Origin of the sequence: Streptomyces sp. NPDC005805, assembly GCF_040630445.1 — a bacterium.
GTDB lineage: Bacteria > Actinomycetota > Actinomycetes > Streptomycetales > Streptomycetaceae > Streptomyces.
This window is the reverse complement of sequence record NZ_JBEXXN010000035.1, coordinates 39,767-54,338: the sequence shown is the minus strand read 5'-3', so window position 1 is coordinate 54,338 and position 14,572 is coordinate 39,767. Positions and strand designations below refer to the sequence as shown.

General features: G+C 74.2%; 12 protein-coding genes. 6 read left to right on the top strand and 6 right to left on the bottom strand.

The genetic code is table 11. From position 1 onward, the window contains the following. Nucleotides 1–151: 151 nt before the first annotated feature. Together ABZ457_RS19980 and ABZ457_RS19975 are read left to right on the top strand one after the other, a co-directional pair. Nucleotides 152–835 (top strand): maleylpyruvate isomerase family mycothiol-dependent enzyme, encoded by a 684-nt coding sequence (locus tag ABZ457_RS19980; RefSeq protein ID WP_359158942.1) that lies wholly within the window; start codon nt 152–154, stop codon nt 833–835. Nucleotides 836–881: 46 nt separating this feature from the next. Continuing rightward, entirely contained in the window at nt 882–1,538 is a 657-nt protein-coding gene (locus tag ABZ457_RS19975) for an MBL fold metallo-hydrolase (RefSeq protein ID WP_359158940.1), read from the top strand. Nucleotides 1,539–1,570: 32 nt separating this feature from the next. Here the strand turns inward: ABZ457_RS19975 and ABZ457_RS19970 are convergent, their stop codons facing one another. The 6 genes from ABZ457_RS19970 to ABZ457_RS19945 all read right to left on the bottom strand — a co-directional run bounded on the left by ABZ457_RS19970 (nt 1,571) and on the right by ABZ457_RS19945 (nt 10,027). Next, a complete protein-coding gene (locus ABZ457_RS19970) occupies nt 1,571–2,317 on the bottom strand; it encodes an alpha/beta fold hydrolase (RefSeq protein ID WP_359158938.1) in 747 nt (248 codons plus the stop codon). Between the two features lie 237 nt (nt 2,318–2,554). Further along, on the bottom strand, nt 2,555–3,583 hold the full coding sequence (locus tag ABZ457_RS19965; RefSeq protein WP_359158936.1) for a TerC/Alx family metal homeostasis membrane protein: 1,029 nt from the start codon (nt 3,581–3,583) through the stop codon (nt 2,555–2,557). Between the two features lie 268 nt (nt 3,584–3,851). Continuing rightward, on the bottom strand, nt 3,852–5,885 hold the full coding sequence (locus ABZ457_RS19960) for a TerD family protein (RefSeq protein ID WP_359158933.1): 2,034 nt from the start codon (nt 5,883–5,885) through the stop codon (nt 3,852–3,854). A 262-nt stretch (nt 5,886–6,147) separates the two neighbouring features. After that, entirely contained in the window at nt 6,148–6,726 is a 579-nt protein-coding gene (locus ABZ457_RS19955; protein ID WP_359158931.1) for a TerD family protein, read from the bottom strand. 130 nt (nt 6,727–6,856) lie between these two features. Continuing rightward, nucleotides 6,857–8,980, bottom strand: a complete 2,124-nt coding sequence (gene uvrB / locus ABZ457_RS19950; protein WP_359158929.1) for an excinuclease ABC subunit UvrB — start codon at nt 8,978–8,980, stop codon at nt 6,857–6,859. A gap of 153 nt (nt 8,981–9,133) precedes the next feature. Then, complete coding sequence (locus ABZ457_RS19945; RefSeq protein WP_359158927.1) at nt 9,134–10,027, bottom strand: MHYT domain-containing protein; 894 nt, start codon at nt 10,025–10,027, stop codon at nt 9,134–9,136. 303 nt (nt 10,028–10,330) lie between these two features. On the opposite strand from ABZ457_RS19945, the gene ABZ457_RS19940 reads away from it, so the two are divergent. From ABZ457_RS19940 to ABZ457_RS19925, 4 genes are all read left to right on the top strand, one after another. Further along, nucleotides 10,331–10,861, top strand: coding sequence for a methylated-DNA--[protein]-cysteine S-methyltransferase (locus ABZ457_RS19940; protein WP_359158925.1), 531 nt, complete (start codon nt 10,331–10,333; stop codon nt 10,859–10,861). 298 nt (nt 10,862–11,159) lie between these two features. Further along, nucleotides 11,160–12,419, top strand: coding sequence for an MFS transporter (locus ABZ457_RS19935; protein WP_359158971.1), 1,260 nt, complete (start codon nt 11,160–11,162; stop codon nt 12,417–12,419). A gap of 150 nt (nt 12,420–12,569) precedes the next feature. Beyond that, nucleotides 12,570–13,481, top strand: a complete 912-nt coding sequence (locus tag ABZ457_RS19930; protein ID WP_359158923.1) for a pseudouridine-5'-phosphate glycosidase — start codon at nt 12,570–12,572, stop codon at nt 13,479–13,481. Then, nucleotides 13,478–14,425: a PfkB family carbohydrate kinase gene (locus ABZ457_RS19925; protein WP_359158921.1), complete on the top strand. Its 948-nt coding sequence runs from the start codon at nt 13,478–13,480 to the stop codon at nt 14,423–14,425. The genes ABZ457_RS19930 and ABZ457_RS19925 overlap by 4 nt, the downstream gene beginning before the upstream one ends. Nucleotides 14,426–14,572: the final 147 nt, after the last annotated feature.

Genomic DNA, 14,572 nt, shown 5'->3' with positions numbered 1-14,572 from the left:
TCCCGGAATGCTGTCGGAACGCGGGGGCCGCCAGGAAGCTGCATGCCTGACTTTCAAGGATGCCTCCATCGAGCCTATAGCACGCACATTCGATTTACGGACGCTCCGCACCCGCTTCACCCGATCGTGTGGCGGGGCTATCGTCAGGCGCATGATCGACCATGTGCATGACCTGGCCTCTGTACGTGAGGCGACCGACCGGCTGCTGAACGCAGCCGCCCGTATCGACAACGCGGCGGCGGCCGCGCCGTCACGCCTTCCCGGCTGGAGCCGGGGCCACGTACTGGCCCATCTCTCCCGTAACGCCGACGCCATCGTGAATGTTCTCCGGGATCTGCCGATGTACGTCAGCGGCGAGGCCCGGGAGGCCGACATCGAGCGGGACGCGCCCCGTCCGATGCCCGCCCAGCTCGACGACCTCCGCGAGAGCGCGGCCCGTTTCGACGCCGCGGCCGCGGCGCAGAGCGACTGGGGGCGCACGGTCGAGCTGCGCAACGGGGTCACCGACCGGGCCGCCCGTATCCCGTTCCGCCGGCTCGTCGAGATCGAGCTCCACCATGTCGACCTGGACATCGGCTACGAGCTGGAGGACCTGCCGGAGGAGTTCACCGACCGGGAGACGGCGTTCCTCGCGGAGCGCTTCACCGGTCGCGCGGACGTGCCGCCGACCCGGATCGTCACCGAGCGCGGCGAGTGGCGGACCGGGGGCACCGAGGGGGGCGAGGTGACCGTCACCGGTTCCCCCGCGGACGTGGTCGGCTGGCTCGCCGGCCGCCGTGACGGGGCGGCCCTGAAGACGGCCGGGGGCCCGCTGCCCGCCCTGCCGCCGCTGTAGTCCGCGGGCCGCCGGGCACACCGGTCGCCCGGCTAGGGTGAGACGCATGACATACAGCGGAGCGGTGAGGGTCGGCGGTCCTGCGGATGTGCACGAGCTGGCCGATCTGATGATCTCCAAGATCGCCGTCGGCCCGATGGACAACAACTCCTATCTGCTCCGCTGCCGGGCCACCGGTGAGCAGTTGCTGATCGACGCCGCCGCCGAGCCCGCCACCCTGCTCCGGTTCATCGGCGAGGACTCGATCGCCACCGTCGTCACGACCCACCGCCACGCCGACCACTGGGGCGCGCTGGCGGAGGTCGTGGCGGCGACGGGCGCCCGGACCTGCGCCGGGCGGTACGACGCCGAGGGCATCCCGGTCCCGACGGACGTCCCGCTGGAGGACGGCGACACGGTCCGGGTCGGCCGGGTCGGGCTGACCGTCCGGCACCTGGTGGGCCACACCCCGGGCTCGGTGGCGCTGGTCTACGACGACCCGCACGGCCACCCGCACGTCTTCACCGGCGACTGCCTGTTCCCGGGCGGGGTCGGCAACACCCACAAGGACCCGGTGGCGTTCGTCAGCCTGCTGGACGGCGTGGAGGAGAAGCTGTTCGGGCCGCTGGCCGACGAGACCTGGGTGTACCCCGGGCACGGCAGGGACACCACCCTCGGCGCGGAGCGCCCGCACCTCGCGGAGTGGCGCGCCCGGGGCTGGTGAGCGGCGGGGCCCGCCCCACGGCCCCGACCTGTTCAGCCCGTCGTCACGGCCGTGGCGTCGGCGGGTCCGGTGTCCGCCGGGCCGGTGTCCGCGAGCCGCCGTGCCACCTGCTCCGGCAGGGGCGCGAGCCCCAGCAGCCCGGTGACCAGCCGGGTGGTCAGGGTGTGCCAGGCGCCCGCGTCCCGCAGCATCGGGTGGTCGCCGCCCGGCATCCGCAGCGCGCAGGTCCGCGCGCCCGCCCGGCGGGCCCGGGCGGCCAGCCGCCAGGTCTCCTCCGGGTCCGTGATCCGGTCGCGGTCGCCGTGCAGAAGGACCAGGTCCCGGTCCGCGAGGTGGTCCACCGGTTCGCCGTCGGGGCACCAGGGGGCGAGCGCCACGACCCCCCGGACGCCGGGCCGGCCGGCCGCAGCGAGGGCGGCCCGGCCGCCCATGGAGTGCCCGACCAGGACCACCGGGACGGGGCCGGTGGCCGCCGCCAGCTCCGCGAGGGCCCGTTCGGCGTCCCGGGCGGCGTCGGCGCGGGCGCCGTTCCAGCCCCGGTGGCGGTAGCGGACGCGGCCGACCGCGACGCCCTGCCCGGCGGTGGCGCGCAGCAGGGCGGCGGTGAAGGGGCGCATCCGCAGACCGGGGAGGTTGACGGCGGTCGGCGGCCCGAGGCCGTCGGCACGGCCGCCGTGCAGGACGAGGACGGCCGCCCGGGGCGTCGGCTCCGCGCGGTCGAGCACCAGGGCGGGCGGCTCGCCGGCACGGGGCTGCGGTCGGATGGCGATGGCGGTCACGTCCTCGGTGGTGGTCGGTGCCGCCCGGTGGCCCGGGGCGGCGAAGGGTCTGTCGGCCCGGGGCGGCGAAAGGTCTGCCCACGGTATTCGGAGCGGCGGCCCGGAAGGACTGGTGGGTCCCCCGGTGGCCGCCCCGCCCGCCGGGCCGCCCCCGGAACGCGGACCGAGCCCGGACGCGGACGGACCCCGGCCGGGCGGACACGAGGTCCGTCCCGCCGGGGTCCGGTGCGCCGGATGTCAGGCCTCGACGCTGTCCTTCTTCGCACCGCCCTCGGGACCGCCGTCGGCGGCACCGGAGACGGCCGCCTCGGCGGCTTCCCGCTCGGCCTGCTTCTTGGAGGCGATCAGGCTGGTGATCGTGGTGATCACCAGGACGCCGCAGATGACCGCCAGCGAGAACGGGATGGAGATCTCCGGGACGTGGACGCCGCTCTCGTGCAGCGCGTGCAGCACGAGCTTGACGCCGATGAACCCGAGGATCACCGAGAGACCGTAGCTGAGGTGGACCAGCTTCTTGAGCAGTCCGCCGATCAGGAAGTAGAGCTGGCGCAGACCCATCAGCGCGAAGGCGTTGGCCGTGAACACGATGTACGGGTCCTGGGTCAGGCCGAAGATCGCGGGGATGGAGTCGAGCGCGAACAGCACGTCGGTGGTGCCGATGGCCAGCATGACCACCATCAGCGGGGTGAGGACGCGCTTGCCGTTGTTCCGGATGAACAGCTTGGTGCCGTGGTACCGGTCGGCGACGCCGAACTTCTTCTCGATCGACTTGAGGAGGCGGTTCTCCTCGAACTCGTCCTCCTCCTCGTCCGCGCGGGCCTCCTGGATCAGCTTCCAGGCGGTGTAGATGAGGAACGCGCCGAAGATGTAGAAGACCCACGAGAAGCTGGCGATGATCGCGGCGCCGGCGGCGATGAAGATCGCGCGGAGCACCAGGGCGATCAGGACACCGATCAGCAGCACCCGCTGCTGGAGGTGGGAGGGCACCGCGAACTTCGCCATGATCAGGACGAAGACGAAGAGGTTGTCCACACTGAGGGACTTCTCGGTGATGAAGCCGGCGAAGAACTCGCCGGACGCCTGGGTCTCACCCACGAAGAGCAGGCCCAGACCGAAGAAGATCGCGAGGGCGATCCAGATCACGGACCAGATGCCCGCTTCCTTGATCGACACGTCATGGGGCTTGCGCCCGATGAAGAAGTCGACGGCGATGAGGGCGCTCAGACCGAGAATCGTGAGCAACCACACATTGAATGAAACGTCCACTGCGCCTCCGGCGTCGTACGGCTACTGATCAGCGTCGTCGCTGCCGGAGGTCTCCTCCACCCGGCGCTCGCGCGCGCGGGCCGACGCCCCGGGACCTCTCTGTCGGTCCGTACTGACGGGCACGCCGCGAGTCGGGAGTACTCCCCTCCGCTGCCAGGAACAGTACAGGCACACCCAAGGAAAGGTAAAGAAAAGGGTAAAACCGCAGGTGAGAGGGTTGCCGAGAGCATCGGTGGGCGGGCCCGCCGGTCCACGGCCCCGGCCGGGCTCAGCGCCCCCAGGACCGCCGGGCGGCCGTCACCCGGTCGAGCACCTGCCGCAGCACCCCGCTGCCCGGCGGCACGGTGGCCGGCTCGTACGTCCACGCGTGGCGGACCCAGGGGTCGGCGAGGTGGTCGTCGGGCACGGGCGTGATCCGGAGCAGGGAGCGCCACAGCGGGTCCAGGACCGGGCCGTAGGCGCTCGCGTCCTCGCGGTCGGCGACCATCATCAGATGGACGCCGACGGCCGGGCCCTCGTCGGCGAGGTAGCGGAGCTGGTTGACGGCCCGGTCGTCGAAGCCGTGCGGGAAGTCGTTGACGACGAGGAGCTGCTCCGCCCGGTCGAGGTCCGGCGGCAGCGCGTCGGAGGCCCCGCCGCGCAGGGCCATGGACACCAGGTCGACCCGTTCGGTGAGCCGGGCGAGCACCGACTGCACCCCGGCGGCGCCCGCGGCCGGGGGCGCGGCGAGCACCCCGGAGTCCACCAGCGGCGCCAGGGCGGCGGAGGCCGAGCCGGCGGGGTCGACGACATGGACGGTGAACTCGCCGGGCGGGTAGACGGCGATCAGACGGGCGGCGACGGCCACCGCCGTCTCGGCCGCCTGTCTGCGCAGGGCGCCCTCGTCCATCGCCAGGGCGGCGTCGGAGCTGGAGCGGCCGCTGTCCACCCACAGGCCCCGCTCCAGCGGCAGGCGCACCAGCAGGGGCAGCCTGAGCTGCGGGCTCTCCGGCAGGTGGATGTCGCCTATCCGCAGGGCCATGGGGATCTCCATGGGGACGCGGTAGGCGTGCCAGACGGGGTTGTCCCAGCGGGCATAGGCGGCGGGGAGGGCGGGTTCGACGACCTCGGACTCGGCGGTGAGCTGGGCCAGATCGCGGTCGAGGACCTGGCGGGCCTGGTCGGCCAGCTCCTGGTACTTGGCGCGGGCGGCGGCCCGGGCCGCGTCGCCGCCGCTGCCGATGCGGCTACGCGGGTCGGACAGGACCTGGTCCAGCTCCTTGTCCATCCGGTTCTCGGCGAACTCCAGCGCGCTCCGGTACGCGGCGACGGTCCGGGCCAGGTCCTCGAACATGCCCCAGACCTGGTTGTAGAGGCGCTCCTCCATGGACCAGCCGGTGGCGTCGCCGGCCACCGGCGCGGCCGGGCGGCCGGGCTCGGCGGGGCCCGCGGCGGGCGGCGGGGTGGGCGGGGCCCCGGTCTGGCGGCGGCGGGGGTGGGAGTAGTCGATGGGGCCGCCGGAGGGCACCTGCGGTCCGTCCGGCGGGGCGGTGGCGGGGTCGCCGGGGGCCGGGGCCGGGTTTCCGGCCGAGGCGGCGGCCTGGGCGGCGGGCACGGAGAGACCGCCGTCGCGGGCGGGGGTGCCGGGATGTGCCGGGTCACCGGGCCGGCCACCGGCGCCCGTCGCCGGTGACGGGGCCGAGGGGGGCGCGGCCTGGGGCGGGCCCGCCTGGTCGGTCCGGGTGTGCAGACGGGCGGGTTCGGTGCGCGGGGCGGCGGGGGCCACCGCGGTCCGGGCGGCGGTGGCGAGGTCCTGGGCGAGGGCGGCCGTCAGGCCCTGGTCGGCGAGGAGGGCGGCCAGGCCGCCGTCGTAGCCCTGGCCCACGGCGCGGACCTTCCAGGCGCCCTGGCGGCGGTACACCTCGACGGCGACGACGGCGGTCTCGGAGTCGAGGTCGGTGACGGTGAAGCTGGCGATCTCCTCGCCGTCCCGGCCGGACACGGCGACGAAGGGGGCGGCCGTCGCGCCGAAGCGGTCGGGGGTGCCCGAACCGGTCAGCGCCAGCAGCACGTTGACCTGGTGGACGTCGTCGGGGAGGGCGCCCAGATCGAGGCCGTAGCGGGGCGTCCGGTCCGCCGAGGACGGGACCTCGACGCCGGGCAGGGCCGGGGAGCCGGGGTGGGCGATCCACTCCGGGCGGGCGGTGGCACCGGCGTCCACACAGGAGACGCAGGCCATGACCGGGTGGGCCGCGGACACCCGGATGTCCAGTCGGGTGTGGGGCAGCGGGTGGTTCTGCCCCCTGACCAGCTCGGCCGTCATGCTCGGTGTCCCCTCGGTGCTCTGCCGTGTCGTGCCGTGTGGTGCGGTCTGTGGAGTGGTGCGGTGCTTGCGGTGTGGTGCGTGGCGCGGTGCCGTGCTTGTGCTGCGGTGCTGGTGGTGCTTGTGGCGCGGTGCCGTGTGGTGCCTGTGGTGGCGCCGCGTCGTGCGGTGCCGCGGGCGGGCAAGCGGTGCAGCTCCCGGCGGCCGGGGCCTCCGGGAGCTGCGGGTCCGCGGCCCCGGGTGCGCCCGGGACCGGTGGCGCCTACAGGTGCGGCAGGATCGCCGGCATCAGGTCCTGGAAGGTGCGCCCGTTGGCCGGGTTGCCGAGGGCCGTCATCTTCCAGCCGCTTCCGGCGCGGTGCACCTTGGCCATGATCTGGGCCGTGTACTGGCCGCCGCCGTCGAGCGTGTAGCGGGCCAGCTCCTGGCCGTTGGACTCGTCGACGATGCGGCAGAAGGCGTTCTGCACCTCCTGGAACGTCTGGCCGGTGAAGGAGTTCACCGTGAAGACGATCTGGTCGATGTGGACCGGGACCCGCTGGAGGTCCACGAGAATCGCCTCGTCGTCGCCTCCGGAGCCCGCGCCGCCCACCAGGTTGTCACCGGTGTGCTTGACCGAGCCGTCGTCGCTGACGAGGTGGCGGAAGAAGACCACGTCCACCGGCTGCTTGTCGGCGAAGAGCACCGCCGACGCGTCCAGGTCGATCTCGCGGGTGCGCGAGCCGAACAGACCGCGGCGAGGCGCCGCCTGCCAGCCGAGCCCCATCCGCACAGCCGTGAGGGTGCCCCCGTCGCTCTTCTGCAGGCTGATGGCCTGGCCCTTGGTCATGTTGACCGTCACGCGCTGTCCCCTTCTTCGGATTGCCACCGCTTCCATACGCGGTTGACCTGCACCCTACGAGTGATGACGGCGGCGCAGTACCGTCCGCCCGAATTTGTGTCGGTCTTGCAACACACCGTCCGGGCGCGGCTCAGGCGAGCCCCGCCTCCTTCATCTGGCGCAGCTCCTTCTTCAACTCCCCCACCTCGTCGCGCAGTCGTGCCGCCACCTCGAACTGCAGCTCCGCGGCGGCGGCCCGCATCCGGTCGGTCATCTCCTCGATGATCGCGGCCAGTTCGGACGCGGGGCGGTCGGTGAGCACCTCGCCCTTCCTGCCGCCGGTGCGGCCGCCGAGCGCGGGCACCGGGACCTTGCCGCCCTTGCCGGCCCGCTCGGGCTTCGCCTGGCGGTAGCCGGTGCCGAGCAGTTCCTCGGTGTCGATCTCCTCGCGCGCGATGGTCGCGACGATGTCGTTGATCTTCTTGCGGAGCGGCTGCGGGTCGATGCCGTGCTCGGTGTTGTACGCGATCTGCTTCTCGCGGCGGCGGTTGGTCTCGTCGATGGCCTTCTCCATCGCGGGCGTGACCTTGTCCGCGTACATATGGACCTGGCCGGAGACATTGCGCGCCGCGCGGCCGATGGTCTGGATCAGTGAGGTGCCGGAGCGCAGGAAGCCCTCCTTGTCGGCGTCGAGGATGGCCACCAGGGAGACCTCGGGGAGGTCCAGGCCCTCCCGCAGGAGGTTGATGCCCACGAGGACGTCGTACTCGCCGGCCCGCAGCTCGCGCAGCAGCTCGACCCGGCGCAGGGTGTCGACGTCGCTGTGGAGGTAGCGGACCTGGATGCCCAGTTCGAGGAAGTACTCGGTGAGGTCCTCGGCCATCTTCTTGGTGAGGGTGGTGACGAGGACCCGCTCGTCCTTCTCGGTGCGCAGCCGGATCTCGTGCACCAGGTCGTCGATCTGGCCCTCGGTCGGCTTGACCACCACCTCGGGGTCGACCAGGCCGGTGGGGCGGATGATCTGCTCCACATGGCCGTCCGAGCGGGAGAGTTCATAGGCGCCGGGCGTCGCGGAGAGGTAGACGGTCTGGCCGACCCGCTCGGTGAACTCCTCCCATTTCAGCGGCCGGTTGTCCAGGGCGGAGGGCAGCCGGAAGCCGTGGTCCACCAGGGTGCGCTTACGGGAGGCGTCGCCCTCGTACATCGCGCCGATCTGGGGCACGGTGACATGGGACTCGTCGATGACCAGCAGGAAGTCCTCGGGGAAGTAGTCGAGGAGGGTGTTGGGCGGGGAGCCCGGGTCGCGGCCGTCGAAGTGGAGGGAGTAGTTCTCGATGCCGGAGCAGGAGCCGATCTGGCGCATCATCTCGATGTCGTAGGTGGTGCGCATGCGCAGCCGCTGGGACTCCAGCAGCTTGCCCTGCTTGTCCAGCTCGGCGAGGCGCCGCTCCAGCTCGGCCTCGATGTCGTTGACCGCGCGCTCCATGCGTTCCGGGCCGGCGACATAGTGGCTGGCCGGGAAGACGTAGAGGGACCGGTCGTCGCTGAGGATCTCGCCGGTCAGCGGGTGGAGGGTGGAGAGGGCCTCGATCTCGTCACCGAACATCTCGATGCGGACGGCCAGTTCCTCGTACACCGGGAAGATCTCGATGGTGTCGCCGCGGACCCGGAAGGTGCCGCGCTGGAACGCGGTGTCGTTGCGCGTGTACTGGATGTCGACGAAGCGGCGCAGCAGCTGGTCGCGGTCGATCTCGTCGCCGACCGTGAGGGGGACCATGCGGTCCACGTACTCCTGCGGGGTGCCGAGGCCGTAGATGCAGGAGACCGAGGCGACCACCACGACGTCACGGCGGGTGAGCAGCGAGTTCGTCGCGGAGTGCCGCAGGCGCTCGACCTCCTCGTTGATGGAGGAGTCCTTCTCGATGTAGGTGTCCGACTGCGGGACGTACGCCTCGGGCTGGTAGTAGTCGTAGTACGAGACGAAGTACTCCACCGCGTTGTTCGGCAGGAGCTCGCGGAACTCGTTCGCCAGCTGGGCGGCCAGGGTCTTGTTCGGCGCCATCACCAGGGTGGGGCGCTGGAGCTTCTCGATCATCCACGCCGTCGTCGCCGACTTGCCGGTGCCGGTGGCGCCGAGCAGGACGACGTCCTGCTCGCCCGCGCGGATGCGCCGCTCCAGGTCGGCGATGGCCGTCGGCTGGTCGCCGCTGGGCTGGTAGGAGCTGACGACCTCGAAGGGCGCCACCGAACGTTCGATCTTGGAAACGGGCCGCATGGTCTCCACCGTACGACCCCCCACTGACAACGGGCGCGGAGAAGCACCGGGACCGGGCCGGGCGGGGCCCGGGGTGGGCTCCGGGCCCCGCGGCGCCGGGCGGGGCGCCGGTGCGGGCGGGTGCCGGGGGGTCAGCCGTCGTGGCCCGGGTGGTCAGCCGTCGTGGCCCGGGTGGTCGGGCGGTCCGCCGTAGCCGTGGCGGCGGGCGGCGTCGGCGGCCCAGGCCGCGCGTCCCGGGGGCGGTGCCGCCGTGCGCTGGGCGGGGATGCCCGGGCGGCGGCTCTCCTCCGCCTCGTCGCCGCGGGCGTCCGCGCCGCCCGTCACCAGCAGGGGGTCCCAGAGCACCACGGCGGCGGCCAGCAGCAGGAAGAGGACCGGGCCGACCAGGACCGGCGCGAGCAGGGTGGTGGCCGGCTCCCCCGCGTCGGCGGGCCCGGTCGCGGGGTGGAGGTGGACGCTCACGGCGGCCATGCCCGCGTAGTGCATCCCGCTCACCGCGACCCCCATCACCAGGCTCGCGGCCAGGGTCGTGCGCAGGCCGTGCAGCGACACGGCGGCCCAGAGGGCGGCGATCGCGGCGACGACCGCGATCAGAACGGACAGCGCGACGAGGAACGTGTTGTACTCCAGCGTGCCCCGCAAGCGCATTCCGGCCATTCCGAGGTAGTGCATCGACGCGATGCCGAGGCCGGTGAGCATACCGCCGGTGACCAGCGCCATCACGGTCACGCGACGGCGTCCGACGACGAAGATCCCGACGCCCACCATCACGACGGCCACGGCCAGTGAGGCGAAGGTGGTGGCCCGGTCGTAGCCGATCGGGGCCTCGGCGACGCTGAAGCCCATCATCGCGACGAAGTGCATGGTCCAGATCCCGGAACCGATGGCGGCGCTGCCGAGCGCGAGCCAGAGCGGCCGCTGCCGTCCGCCGCGGCGGACGGCTCTGGTGGTGCAGCGCAGCCCGAGGGCCGCGCCGAGGCAGGCCATCAGATAGGCCACCACCGGGGTGACCAGCCCGTACCCGAATCCGTCCACCGTGCCTTGCATCCGTGCGCCTTCCGCCCCGCGTGCTTCCCCTGCGTCCCCCGGTCCCGTCCGTCCCGGTCCCCGCGCTCCGCCGGCGATCCCCGCGATCGCTGATGGTGCGTCCGTTTCGGGCGAGACTACGACCCCGCGGGGCGGTTGGAAACGGGGGGACGGGGATCGGGCGGCCGGCTCCGGTCCCCGGCGACACCGCGTGTCTGCCAGGATGCCCGCGGTGGCCGGTTCTCGACCGTCCCCGGCCGCCCGGTCACCGGGGGCGGCCGCGGGCCCCGGCCCGTTGTCGGTGCCGGGTCCTACCGTGGGTTCATGAGCACCTTCGAATGGGACGTCCTGGACACGGCCGTGGGGCCGCTGCTGCTCGCCGCGAGCGGCGAGGGGCTGGTCACCGTGGTCTTCCACGCGGACGAGGCGGTCCGCGACCGGGCGGTGGCACAGCTCGCGGACCGGCTCGGCGCGGAGCCGGTCCACTCCGGTTCCGGCCGGCTCGCGGAGCCGATACGCCAGCTCCGGGCGTACTTCGGGGGCGGGCTGCGGGAGTTCGACCTCCCGCTGGACTGGTCGCTCTCCGGCGGCTTCAACCGCCAGGTGCTGGGCGAGCTGACGGCCGCCGCCCCGTACGGCACCGTCGTCGGGTACGGGGACCTCGCCGCGCGGGTCGGCCAGCCGGGCGCGGCCCAGGCGGTCGGCGCGGCGATGGGCTCCAACCCGCTTCCGGTGGTGGTGCCGTGCCACCGGGTCGTCGAGACGGACGGCGGGCTCGGCGGCTTCGGGGGCGGCCGGGAGACCAAGCGGCGGCTGCTCGCGCTGGAGGGGGTGCTGCCGGAACCGCTGTTCTGACGGCCGGGGGTGTGCCGGCGGGCCTCACCGTTGCGGTGTCTCGGTGGTTCCGGCCGCTGCGGTGTGCACGGCCGGGCACGGGCCGGGGCGCGCCGGGCCCTCGCGGCGTCGTCGTCCACCACCCCTCGCGGCCTCCTCGTCCGCCGCCGGTCCGGGCCGGGGACCGGCCGTTCCCGTGGCGGTGGACGGCTGGCACACTGCGTCGGTGACCCTCCGGCCCGAGACACCCGACACCCCCGGCGGCGCGTCGGACGACGCCGCCGACGCCACCGGTACACCCGGCACCACCACCGCCGAGGTGGCGGGCGCGCCGCCCGCCCCGCCCGTGGCGGCCGCGGACCTGCCCGCCCTGCGCCGACGGATCAACGCGGTGCTCGTCGCGGGCCAGATCCTCGGCGGGCTCGGTGTGGCGACCGGCATCGCGCTGGCCACGGTCCTGGCCCAGGAGGTCAGCGGCACGGAGGCGCTCGCCGGTCTCGCGCCCACGGCGACCGTGGCCGGGACGGCGGTCCTCTCGGTGCCGATGGCCGCGCTGATGACCGCCCGCGGGCGGCGCCCGGGCATCGCCCTCGCCTACCTCGTCGGCGCGCTCGGGGCGGGAGTCGTCGTGCTGGCCGCGGTGATCGGGAACTTCCCGCTGCTGCTGGCCGGTATGGCCGCGTTCGGGGCGGCCTCCTCGGCCAATCTGCAGGCGCGCTTCGCCGCGGCGGACCTCGCCGAACCCGAACACCGGGCGCGGGCCATCTCCCTGGTGGTGTGGGCGACGACGATCGGCGCGGTCCTCGGCCCCAATATCGCCTCACCCGCGGGCGACAGCGTCTCCGGCTTCGGCGTCCCCGCCGCCGCGGGCCCCTTCGTGTGGGCGGCCGGGGTCTTCCTGGCCGCCGCGGTCCTGGTGCTGGTGCTGCTGCGTCCCGACCCGCTGCTGACGGCGCGTGCGCTGTCGGCGGAGGACCACTCGCCCGCCGGGCGCTCCCTGCGGGCGGGTCTCGCGGCCGTGCGCGCCTCCCCCATGGCGCGCCTCGCCCTGCTCACGGTCGCGGTCTCGCACACGGCGATGGTGTCGATCATGACGATGACGCCCGTGGCCCTCGGGCACCACGGGGCGGACATCCAGCTCATCGGCCTGGTCATCAGCGGCCATATCGCGGGCATGTACGCCTTCTCCCCGCTGATGGGCTGGCTCGCCGACCGGATCGGCAGGCTCTCGGTGATCGGTCTCGCGGCCGGTCTGCTGGCCGTCGCGGCCCTGCTCGCCGGGACGGCCGGGGCCGACCACACCCGCACCGCGCTGGGCCTGTTCCTGCTGGGCCTCGGCTGGTCGGCGGGGCTGGTGGCCGGCTCCGCGCTGCTCACCGACGCCGTTCCCCCGCCCTCCCGAGCGGCGGCGCAGGGCCTGTCGGACCTGACGATGAACACGGCGGCGGGCATCGGCGGGGCGGCGTCCGGACTGATCGTCGCGCAGGCGGGATACGGGTGGCTGAACGCGGTCGGGGCGCTGTTGCTGCTGCCGATGGCCGTGCTGGCGATCCGCCGGGCGACGACGGCCCGCGGCTGAGTCCCCGGCGGGCGCGGGGGCACGGGGGCACGCGCCCCTCGGCGTACCCCGGCGCAGGGGCAACGCCCGTACCGCGCGGGGGTGTCCGAAGGTCTCCGGGTCCGGGACGGCGGGTGTTTGGGCGCCGTGCCGCCGTGCCAGGGATGAGACATGCCGAACACCGCCGCAGAAGTCTCCGCAGAGGTACGCACGGCCCTCGACTCCGGCGCCCCCGTGGTCGCCCTGGAGTCGACGATCATCGCGCACGGGCTCCCGCGGCCCCGCAACCACGAGGTCGCGCGCGAACTGGAGGAACTGGTACGGGCGCAGGGCGCGGTGCCCGCCACCGTCGCCGTCCTGGACGGCCGGCTCCATGTCGGCCTGGACAAGTCCGGCCTGGAGCGCGTCGCGAGCGATCCCGGGATGCGCAAGCTAGGGCACCGCGACCTGGCGCCCGCCCTCGCCGCCGGTGCGAGCGGCGCGACGACCGTCTCGGGCACCGCCTTCGCCGCCGAGGCGGCCGGCATCCGGGTCTTCGCGACGGGCGGGCTCGGCGGCGTCCACCGGGGCTGGACCGACACCCAGGACGAGTCCGCCGATCTGCGCCTTCTCGCCCGGGTGGGGGTGACCGTGGTCTGCGCGGGCGTCAAGTCGATCCTGGACGTGCCCGCCACACTCCAGCGGCTGGAGACCCTGGGCATGGGCGTCCTCGGCTACGGGACCGACCACTTCCCCGGGTTCTACCTCGCCTCCTCCGGGGAGCCGGTCGACTGGACCGTGCGCACCCCGCAGGAGGTCGCGGCCGTGATGCGGGCACAGGACCTGCTGGGCGCGCCGCGCGCGGCCCTGGTGGTGGCCAACCCGGTGCCGGTGGCCGAGCAGTTGGACCCGGAGCTGCACGACCGGGTGCTGGCGCGGGCGCTGGCCGAGGCGGAGGGCGAGGGGATCACCGGCCAGGCGGTCACCCCGTTCCTCCTGGAGCGGCTGACGCGCTGGACGGAGGGCGCTTCCCTGGAGGCCAACCTCGCGGCGGTGCGCGGGAACGTCGTGCTGGCGGCCCGGATCGCCGCCGCCTACGCGTGAACCCCGGGCCGGGCTCGACGCGCGGCACGGACGCGCGCGGGCTGCTCGTCGTCGGCGATGTCGTCACGGACGTGGTGGCCCGGTACGAGGCGCCACTGGCGACGGGGACGGACACCGCCGCGCGCATCCGGATCGTGCCCGGCGGCGCGGGGGCCAATGTGTGCTGCTGGGCGGCGGACCGGGGCTGCGAGGACGTCCGGCTGCTCGCCCGGACCGGTGCGGCGGACGTGGGCTGGCACGCCGAGCGGCTGCGGTCGGCCGGGGTGCGTCCGCTGCTGGTGCCGGACGCGGAGGCGCCCACGGCGACGGTCATCGCGCTCGTCGACCGGTCGGCCGAGCGCACCTTTCTCACCGACAGCGGGGCGGTGCTGCGGCTCTCCCACACGGACTGGGCGCCCGAACTCCTGGAGGGCGTCGGACATCTACATCTGTCGGGTTATCTGTTCTTCGCCGACAGCAGCGCGGAGGCGGCCCACCGGGCGATGCGCTCGGCCCGGGAGCGGGGCATTCCGGTGAGCGTGGACCCCGCGTCGGCCGGATTCATCGCCGAGCACGGGCCCGACCGGCTGCTGGCCGCGCTCGACGGCACGGATGTGCTCCTCCCGAACGCGGACGAGGCGCGCCTGCTGACCGGCCTGCCGGACCCGTACGAGGCGGCGGTCCGGCTCAGCCGGACCGCCCGGCTGACGGTCGTCACCCTGGGCGCGCAGGGCGCCCTGGTCGCGGAGTCGGGCCGGGTCACCGCCCGGGTCCCGGCAGTGGCGGCCCGGGCGGTGGACTCGACGGGCGCGGGCGACGCGTTCACGGGGGCGTTCCTGGCCGCCCGGCTGCGGGGCGCGGACGCCACGTCGGCGGCGAGGGAGGGCTGCCGGGCGGGGGCGCGTGCGGTCGCGGTGGTGGGCGGGAGACCGGGTCGGGCGGGGGCGGCGGGATCGGGCGGCTGAGCGCCGGGCGGGCCGGGGTTGGCGGGCGCGGCCTGGCACGCCGAGCGGCCCGGGCGGGTCGTGGTTCGCGGGCGGGAGCTGAGCGGCCCGGGCCCGTCGCGGGTCGTGGTTCGCGGGCGGGAGCTGAGCGGCCCGGGCCCGTCGCGG

Bases quoted from the DNA above. Each gene is read 5' to 3' on its own strand.
- ABZ457_RS19980 (WP_359158942.1), top strand. From the start codon at position 152: ATGATCGACCATGTGCATGACCTGGCCTCTGTACGTGAGGCGACCGAC.
- ABZ457_RS19975 (WP_359158940.1), top strand. From the start codon at position 882: ATGACATACAGCGGAGCGGTGAGGGTCGGCGGTCCTGCGGATGTGCAC.
- ABZ457_RS19960 (WP_359158933.1), bottom strand. From the start codon at position 5,885: ATGACGGCCGAGCTGGTCAGGGGGCAGAACCACCCGCTGCCCCACACC.
- uvrB (WP_359158929.1), bottom strand. From the start codon at position 8,980: ATGCGGCCCGTTTCCAAGATCGAACGTTCGGTGGCGCCCTTCGAGGTC.
- ABZ457_RS19945 (WP_359158927.1), bottom strand. From the start codon at position 10,027: ATGCAAGGCACGGTGGACGGATTCGGGTACGGGCTGGTCACCCCGGTG.
- ABZ457_RS19940 (WP_359158925.1), top strand. From the start codon at position 10,331: ATGAGCACCTTCGAATGGGACGTCCTGGACACGGCCGTGGGGCCGCTG.
- ABZ457_RS19930 (WP_359158923.1), top strand. From the start codon at position 12,570: ATGCCGAACACCGCCGCAGAAGTCTCCGCAGAGGTACGCACGGCCCTC.